This window comes from Pseudoxanthomonas sp. CCNWLY206-1 (genome assembly GCF_039710385.1).
GTDB lineage: Bacteria > Pseudomonadota > Gammaproteobacteria > Xanthomonadales > Xanthomonadaceae > Pseudoxanthomonas_A.
The window spans coordinates 804,523-812,666 of record NZ_JBDKXI010000001.1 but is presented as its reverse complement, the minus strand read 5'-3'; the positions used below and the strand labels follow the sequence as shown (position 1 = coordinate 812,666).

5 protein-coding genes are annotated in these 8,144 nt (G+C 62.7%); 2 read left to right on the top strand and 3 right to left on the bottom strand.

The features are described from left to right. Nucleotides 1-148 precede the first annotated feature (148 nt). The 3 genes from AADW18_RS03375 to AADW18_RS03365 form a co-directional block, all read right to left on the bottom strand. Nucleotides 149-1,471 (bottom strand): cation:proton antiporter, encoded by a 1,323-nt coding sequence (locus AADW18_RS03375; RefSeq protein ID WP_337341928.1) that lies wholly within the window; start codon nucleotides 1,469-1,471, stop codon nucleotides 149-151. A 189-nt stretch (nucleotides 1,472-1,660) separates the two neighbouring features. Next, complete coding sequence (locus AADW18_RS03370) at nucleotides 1,661-4,096, bottom strand: heavy metal translocating P-type ATPase (protein WP_337341927.1); 2,436 nt, start codon at nucleotides 4,094-4,096, stop codon at nucleotides 1,661-1,663. Next, a complete protein-coding gene (locus tag AADW18_RS03365; protein WP_337341926.1) occupies nucleotides 4,093-4,491 on the bottom strand; it encodes a MerR family transcriptional regulator in 399 nt (132 codons plus the stop codon). The genes AADW18_RS03370 and AADW18_RS03365 overlap by 4 nt, the downstream gene beginning before the upstream one ends. 413 nt (nucleotides 4,492-4,904) lie before the next feature. On the opposite strand from AADW18_RS03365, the gene AADW18_RS03360 reads away from it, so the two are divergent. Beyond that, a complete protein-coding gene (locus AADW18_RS03360; protein ID WP_337341925.1) occupies nucleotides 4,905-5,300 on the top strand; it encodes a CopL family metal-binding regulatory protein in 396 nt (131 codons plus the stop codon). A 121-nt stretch (nucleotides 5,301-5,421) separates the two neighbouring features. After that, nucleotides 5,422-8,139 carry a TonB-dependent receptor gene (locus AADW18_RS03355; RefSeq protein ID WP_337341924.1) on the top strand — a complete coding sequence of 906 codons (2,718 nt, stop codon included), beginning with the start codon at nucleotides 5,422-5,424 and terminating at the stop codon, nucleotides 8,137-8,139. Nucleotides 8,140-8,144 lie beyond the last annotated feature (5 nt).

Sequence of the window (8,144 nt, the reverse complement as noted above, 5' to 3'; positions counted from 1 at the left end):
GTCAGTAGCCATGAGGCCGTCGCAACGGCATGCGATAGCGAATAGCCGTCTACAGGCGTTTCTTGTAGAGCGGAGCTTGCTCCGCTGCTTTTGCTTGCCGCGCACGTATCGAAGAGCAGCCGAGCAAGCTCGGCTCTACAACAGTGCGTCAACTCAGTTCGCGGGCGCGCAAGCGCGAGCGACGATCCAGCAACTCCAGCAGGGGCCCGGTCATTGCCGTAGTCATCAGCGCCATGATCACGAGTACGGCGAACAAGCGGTCGCCGATCAGGCCGAGTTCGTAGCCCAGGTTCAGAACGATCAGCTCCATCAAGCCGCGAGTGTTCATCAGCACGCCGAGCTTGCTCGCTTCCGCGGACGGCATGCCCGCCGAACGCGCCGCCAGCCAGGTGCCGCCGAACTTACCGAGCGTGGCAACGGCGATCACGCCAGCGCAGAGCGCCAGATCGCTCATCTGCCAGCCGTCGATCCGCAGGCGCAGTCCAGTCATGGCGAAGAACAACGGAAGCAGCAGGGCGATCGCCAATGGCTCCACGCGCTGCACCAGCAGGTCCCGCAAGCGTGCATTGCCGGATACGGCGATGCCGGCCAGGAATGCGCCAAAAAGAGCATGGATCCCCAGCAGTTCGGTGATAAGCGCCGCCGTCAGTGCCAGCAGCAACAGACCAATCAGGCTGCGCCCTTCCTTTCCCGGGGCAATCGCCTGTTTCGCCATCCAGGGCCGTAGCCCAGCGATCATGGCGACCGCGAACACCGCGGTGCCACCCAAGCTCATCAACACCATGCCCCAACCATCGGCTTGCACCGAGGCGACGATGGCCGCCAACAAACACCAGGCGCTCGCATCGCCCAGCGCCGCGCAAGCGATCGCGATGCGCCCCAATGGCGTGTTGCCGATTCCGCGATCGGACAGAATGCGTAGCAGTACCGGAAACGCGGTGATGCTCAGGGCGATGCCCATGAACAATGCGAAACTGGTGAACTCGACGCCAGCGGGTGCATGTTCGCGGTAAAGGGCGAAGGCCAGCAGCACGCCGCATAGAAAGGGCAGTGCGATACCGGCATGACTGACCAGCAGCGCGAATCCACGCCGGTCGCGGAGGCTGGAAAGCTCGAACTCGGCGCCGGCAACGAACAGGAACATCAACACGCCCAGCTGGCTGACCAGCGACAGCGCGCCCAGCGATTCAGGAGCGAACAGCCAAGCCTGGGTTTGCGGAAGCACTGCGCCGAACAGCAGCGGACCCAGCAGCAAACCGGCAGCCATTTCGCCAATGACGGCCGGTTGCCCCAGCCGGCGTAGCAGCCATCCCGCACTCTTGGCGGCAATAAGTACCGTCAAGAGTTGCAGCAGAAAGCGCGCCAGTGGCGAGGAAAGATGCACCGTAGCCGCGGGGGCTGTGCGAACGATCGATCCCGGACCGCCGAAGTACAGGGAAAGCGCCACTGCGCCCAGTATGGGTAGTGCCACAAGCAGTACGTAACGCCACGGCGACGCTTTCACGCCGTGCCCGTTTGCCGCTTGAGTTGATTGTCCTTCCAACGCGCTCCCCCTGTTCGATATGGCCCCAGGGCATCTTAGCGCGTCGGCTGCGTAGGGCCGACTTACGCGGCGTAGGTCGAAATCATGCTCCCGACGGCTGCTCGCGGTCCCGGCAAATCAATCTCCCTTAAGCCGCAAACCACGCAACCGCAACGCGTTGCCGACTACCGACGCCGAACTCAGGCTCATCGCCAGTGCGGCGAGCATCGGCGAAAGCAGCAAACCGCTGATGGGATACAGCAGCCCCGCGGCCACCGGCACGCCCAGCGCGTTGTAGAGGAAGGCGAAGCCGAGGTTCTGCCGCATGTTCCGCACGGTGGCTTCGGAGACGGCCTGGGCACGCACGATGCCGCGCAGGTCGCCCTTGACGAGCGTGACCTGGGCGCTGGACATCGCCACATCGGTGCCGGTGCCCATGGCGATGCCGACGTCGGCCGCCGCGAGCGCGGGAGCATCATTGATGCCGTCGCCGGCCATCGCCACACGTCGCCCTTGCTTCTTCAACGTCTCGACCAATGCTGCCTTGTCCGCCGGCTTCACTTCTCCGTGCACCTCGTCGATGCCCAGCTCCTTGGCGACGGCACGTGCGGTGGTCACTCCGTCGCCGGTAGCCATTACAACGCGCAAGCCGGCGCGGTGCAGGGCTTCCAGCGCGGCCGGTGTGGTGGCTTTGATGGGGTCGGCCACGGCGATCAATCCGGCCGCCATGCCGTCCACAGCCAGGAACATCACGCTGGCGCCTTCTCCACGCAGACGCTCGGCGGCTTCACGTAGAGGCGCAACATCAGCGCCGGCTTCGGCCATCAACACGGTATTGCCCAGCGCCAGCGAGCGACCTTCCACCACACCGTGCACGCCGATGCCGGTGGACGATTCGAAATCCTCGGTCGGCGAGAGCGCCAAACCACGAGTGCGCGCTTCAGTCACGATCGCTTGCGCCAAAGGATGTTCGCTTCCAGCGTCCAAGCTGGCGGCCAAACGCAGTACTTCTTCATCCGAATACGGCGCCTGTGCGATCACTTCGCGGAACGCGGGACGGCCTTCAGTCAGCGTGCCTGTCTTATCCACGATCAGCGTGTCGACCTTGCGCAGCGTCTCGATCGCTTCCGCATCGCGGAACAGCACGCCCGCCTGCGCGGCGCGACCGGTCGCCACCATTACCGACATCGGCGTCGCCAGGCCCAGGGCACAGGGACAGGCGATGATCAGTACCGATACCGCGTTGAGTACCGCATAGGTCCATGAGGGTGAGGGACCGAACAATCCCCAGCCGAGAAACGTCAGGACTGCCGACGTCAGCACCGCCAGCACGAACCAGAACGACACCTTGTCGGCCATGCGTTGCATCGGCGCGCGCGAACGCTGGGCCTGCGCCACCAGCTGTACGATCTGCGCCAGCACGCTGTCGCTGCCTACTTTCTCCGCTTGGATGACCAAGCTGCCGGCGCTATTCATGCTGGCGCCGATCACGCGATCTCCTACCGATTTGGCCACAGGGATGGGTTCGCCGGTCAGCATCGATTCGTCGACATGCGAACGGCCTTCCAGCACCACACCGTCCACCGGCACCTTCTCACCCGGACGCACGCGCAGGCGGTCGCCCACATGCACATGGCTGAGTTCGATGTCTTCCTCGCTGCCGTCATCGTGCAATCGACGCGCGGTTTTCGGCGCCAGGCCCAACAGGCTCTTGATCGCCGCCGAAGTTTGCGAACGCGCTTTGAGTTCCAGCAGTTGTCCCAGTAGCGTCAGCGAAACGATCACCGCTGCCGCTTCGAAGTAGACGCCTACCCGGCCGTGCTCGTGGAACGACGCCGGGAAAATCTCCGGAGCGACGGTGGCGACCACGCTATAGCCGTAGGCAGCGAGCACGCCTGTGCCGATCAACGTCCACATATTGGGACTGCGATTGCGAATGGATTGCGCCCAGCGCACGAAGAACGGCCAGGCCGCCCACAGCACCACCGGCGTACTCAGAACCAGTTCTCCCCAGCTACGCAGCGTCGGCGAAATCATATGCAGGTACTGTCCGGCCATCGCCAGCATCAAGGTCGCCACGCTGAGCGGCAGCGTCCACCAGAAACGGCGACGGAAATCGGTTAGTTCCGGGTTCTCGTCGTCATCCAGCGACGGCATCATCGGCTCCAGCGCCATGCCGCAGATCGGGCAGGTGCCTGGCGCATCGCGGATGATTTCCGGATGCATGGGGCAGGTGTATTTGGCACCGGGCGGCGCGACTACAGGTTCGGTTTTGCCGGATTGCAGGTACTTTCCCGGATTGGCCACGAACTTGCCGCGGCACCCGGCAGAACAGAAGTGATAGGTCTCGCCATCATGCTGCGCGTGGTGCGGTGTTTGCGACGGATCCACGGTCATGCCGCAAACGGGATCCCGGACCTCCGCGTCGCTAGCTACCCGTGCTTTTTCAGGGTGATGGCTGCAGCAAGTTGGTTTGGAGCCGGCCGGCTTGGGCGCGGGTTCGTGCCCGTGCTTGTGCTCCTGGTTGTGCCCATGGCCATGATGCTGGTGATCGCCGTGCGAGGTGGAATTCATGCTTGATCCTCCACCAGGGCGTTGAGAATGGGACACCGCTCCAGTTCACCGTGGCCGGGGCAGGCATCGACGAGGGTGCGCAGTGCGTCGCGCATGCGAGCCAGTTCCGCAAGGCGCTGTTCCACGACCTCGAGCTTGGCGGTGGCAGCGGTTTTCATGGCCGCCATGTCGGTGTTGGCGGAGGCAGTGAGCGAGAGCAGTTCGCGGATCTCGTCCAGAGTGAAGCCCAGCGCCTTGGCGCGGCGGATGAAGTTCAGCCGCGTGGCGTCTTCGGCCTGGTAGCGGCGGTAGCCACTCGGGCTGCGCGGGGGCGAGGGCAGCAGATGCTGCCGTTCGTAGTAGCGGATGGTGTCGATGGCAACGCCGGCCTGGCGTGCGAGCTGTCCGATGTTCATGGGGGGCTCCAGGGGAGGATGTGGCCATTGTGCAGTCTGGACTCTAGTCCAGAGTCAAGGGTTTGTTTGGGCCCGGAGCAGAAACAGTTTGTAGCGAAAATCCGTCGTCATCCCGGCGAAGGCCGGGACCCAGCGCCTTGATCGCCATTCGTGCCTGCCGTCTGGAGTGCAAAGTCACTGGGTCCCGGCCTTCGCCGGGATGACGAGTTCATATTGCTTGAATCGTTCTCGTCGCTTCAGCTGATCCGCGCACACGGACGCAGCGACCGCAGTTGCACCGATATGGCGCGTGCGAAGCACCAACTCGAACACGTTCTCGCCCGTTTATCGCCGATGCGCGCGAAAAGTTGACATGCGTTTTTTGCACATGTTATTGCTGGTGCCGAGAACTCGTGGTGAAACCCATCCCCCGCATGACGCGCGCCAATCACCTGCTGCGGTTGTTCCTGATCTTCGTCCTTTGCGTGGGCGGCGCGGTCAATGCGTGGGCATCCACGCACATGGCGGTGGAGGGAATCGCGCATGCGGCTGCCGCCGCGAAAACTTCCGGTGACGCCGCGGCCGATTGCGAAGAAGACGTTCCGCTCGCGGCCTCGGAAAAAGGAAAAAGCGACAGCGGGCTGCAGCATGATTGCGATTGCGGCGGCCAATCGGCCTGTTCGTGCAGCTGTGCCCTTACGTTTTTTCCAGATAACGCCCCGGTGCCTTTCTCTGCTCAGCACGCGCTGGCATCCGTCTATGCGGACCGGCTGAACACACTGAGCCCACGCAACGATATCTCTCCGGTTTTCCGACCTCCGATCAGTTGATCTTGTCTGGTCGCCTTCGCGGCGGCGCTTCCGTCCTGTGGCTTCGCGGTGCACACGCTGCCGCGCCAGCCCATCGGACAAGATTCATCCCGACAAGACCCAATCCTGGGGGAGAGAACCCATGCATTCCCAACGCCATCCTTTGGCTGCTGCCATCGGCGTGCTGCTGTGCGTCGCCGCTGCCAATCCTTCGCAAGCGCAGGAAGCTCCCACTCAATCGGCGGCCGAGCAGGCCAAGACCATGGATACGGTCACTGTCACTGGCAGCCACATCAAACGTGCGCAGATATCCGGTGTCGGCCCGGTAACGGTGGTCGATGCTGAAACCATCGAACGCTCCGGCGCGACCACCATCGAAACACTGCTGCAGCGGTTACCGGCTTCAGCCGGCTTTGCGGGCAGCCAGACCAACGCCTATTGGGCGAACAACGGCTACGGCACCACCCAGGTGAATCTGCGTGGGTTGGGCATCAACCGTACGCTGGTGCTGCTCAATGGCCGGCGCATCGTCAACGGCGGCACCGGGGCAAACGCATCGGTAGATCTCAACGTCATTCCCGTGGCGATGATCGACCGCATCGAAGTGCTGAAGGACGGCGCATCGGCGATTTATGGCGCGGATGCAGTGGCGGGCGTGGTCAACATCATCACCAAGAAAGAATTCGATGGCGCGCAGCTCAATGCCCGCTACGGCGAAACCTTCCAGGGCGACGGCGCCGACTACGCGTTCGATCTTTCCTGGGGCACCAGTAGCGATCGCGGCTCGCTAATGGCTTCTGTCAGCTATTCGGAAAGCGAAGCGGTCAACATGGCCAGCCGCGCTCCGTGCGGACTGGGCGAAGTCGATGGCCGGCTGGAATGCGTGGGCAGTTCCGCCACCATCGGCGGCCGCGCGCGCCTGGCCAACGGGACCACGGTCAACTTCAACCAAGACCCGAACGGCGACGGCGATTTCTACGAACCGTATTCCTCCATCCACAACTACAACGGCAACCCGTCGCTCAATGCGGTAAACCCGATCAAGCGCCTGAGCTTCAGCGCTTTTGGCGACATGGTGCTGGGCGAAGACCTGAATCTGTTCACCGAGCTGATGTTTACCAATCGGCGCTCCAACCAATTGGCGACGCCTGGTGCCATCGGCCAATACCGCGCCATCAATATCGCCGCCAATCACCCCACCAATCCCACCGGCCAAAACCTGGTGCTGCAACGCAAACGCCTGGAAGAAGCCGGTCCGCGCCAGTTCTACCAGGAAACCGACACGTTCCGCGCAGTGCTGGGCCTGGAGGGGCGCTTCGGCACGGGTTGGGAATGGAACGCCGCCATCAACTGGGGCCGCAATACGGGCGATGATGGTTCCACCAACGTCGCCAATCTCGACCGCGTGGACCAGACGCTCAACACCGCACTATGCAGCAATGCACCCGGGGCAGCGATTCCCTGCGCGGATTATCTGGGCTACGGCGATGTCAGCCAGGAAGTGCTGGACTATATCCTGTTCACCACGCGCGATACCGGCGGCAATGAGCAACGCAGCTTCACCGCCAATCTGTCCGGACAGTTGTTCGAAATGCCGGCAGGATGGGTGGGATTCGCCACCGGTGTGGAAGTGCGCAAGGACCGTGGCTGGCGCGATCCGGATCAGCTGACGCAGATGGGTATCGCCAACAGCAATGCGCAGCAGCGCATCGACGGCGAGTACACGGCCAAGGAAGCGTTCGTGGAGTTCGCCGTGCCGTTGCTGCAGGGCATGGCGCTGGCTGAATCTCTGACATTCAACGCGGCGGCGCGGTATTCCGATTACGACCTGTTCGGCAACGACGTCAACTACAAAGTCGGTTTGGACTGGCAGGTGGTGCCCAGTTTGAAATTGCGCGGTATCTATTCCACCGCATTCCGTGTGCCCAACGTGCCGGAGCTGTTCGGCGGCGTTTCCGAAGGCAATCTGACCACCGCCGATCCTTGCAGTGGCTGGAGCAGCCAGCCGGCATCGTCCACCATTTACCAGAACTGCCAGGCGTATGGCGTGCCGGTGGGATATACGCAATTAGGCAACACCATCCTGACCACCACCGGCGGCAACGTCGACCTGGAACCGGAAGACGCCGAAACGTTCACCGTGGGTGCGGTCTGGACGCCAGCGTTCGCCGAGGGCCTGACCCTCACGTTGGATTACTACGACATCAAGATCGACAACGCGATCCGCAGCGTGGCCGGTTCGACCAAGTTGTCGCTGTGCTACAACACGCCCGACCTGGCGCACCCGTTCTGCGGCAGTGAACATTTCACCCGCAATCCGGTCACTGGCGAAGTGGATTTCCTGTCCGCCCAACCCGTCAACACGGCTAGCGAACGCGTTTCCGGCATCGATCTGGGCATGTTGTACGAACTGCAGATGGCAGGCTGGGACACCACCATCAACTTCGATCTGTCCTATCTGGATCGGTACGATTTCGTCCCGTATCCCGGAGGCGAGGAGATCGACTACGCGGGCAAGATCACCGGTGGTCAGGGCAGCTACACGCAGTGGCGGGCGTTCACGTCGTTGACGATGGCGCGAGATGCTTGGTCGGGTTCCTACAGCCTGCAATACATCGGTTCGGCTGACGACATCAACGCTGCGCCAGGGGACATTGGCGATCACGCCCCCAGCGTGACGTACCACAATGTGCAGCTGAAATATGCGGTCAACGATGCCTTCGACGTGGCGCTGGGCGTCGACAATCTGTGGGACAAGGAAGCACCGTTCATCCAGAGCTATACCGACGCCAATACCGATACCATGACCTACGACTTGCTGGGTCGTCGCTGGTACGCGCGCATCGGATATCGCTGGTGATACGC

Excerpts from the sequence above, each read along its gene's own strand:
- AADW18_RS03370 (WP_337341927.1), bottom strand. The coding sequence starts at position 4,096 with ATGAATTCCACCTCGCACGGCGATCACCAGCATCATGGCCATGGGCAC.
- AADW18_RS03365 (WP_337341926.1), bottom strand. The coding sequence starts at position 4,491 with ATGAACATCGGACAGCTCGCACGCCAGGCCGGCGTTGCCATCGACACC.
- AADW18_RS03360 (WP_337341925.1), top strand. The coding sequence starts at position 4,905 with ATGACGCGCGCCAATCACCTGCTGCGGTTGTTCCTGATCTTCGTCCTT.
- AADW18_RS03355 (WP_337341924.1), top strand. The coding sequence starts at position 5,422 with ATGCATTCCCAACGCCATCCTTTGGCTGCTGCCATCGGCGTGCTGCTG.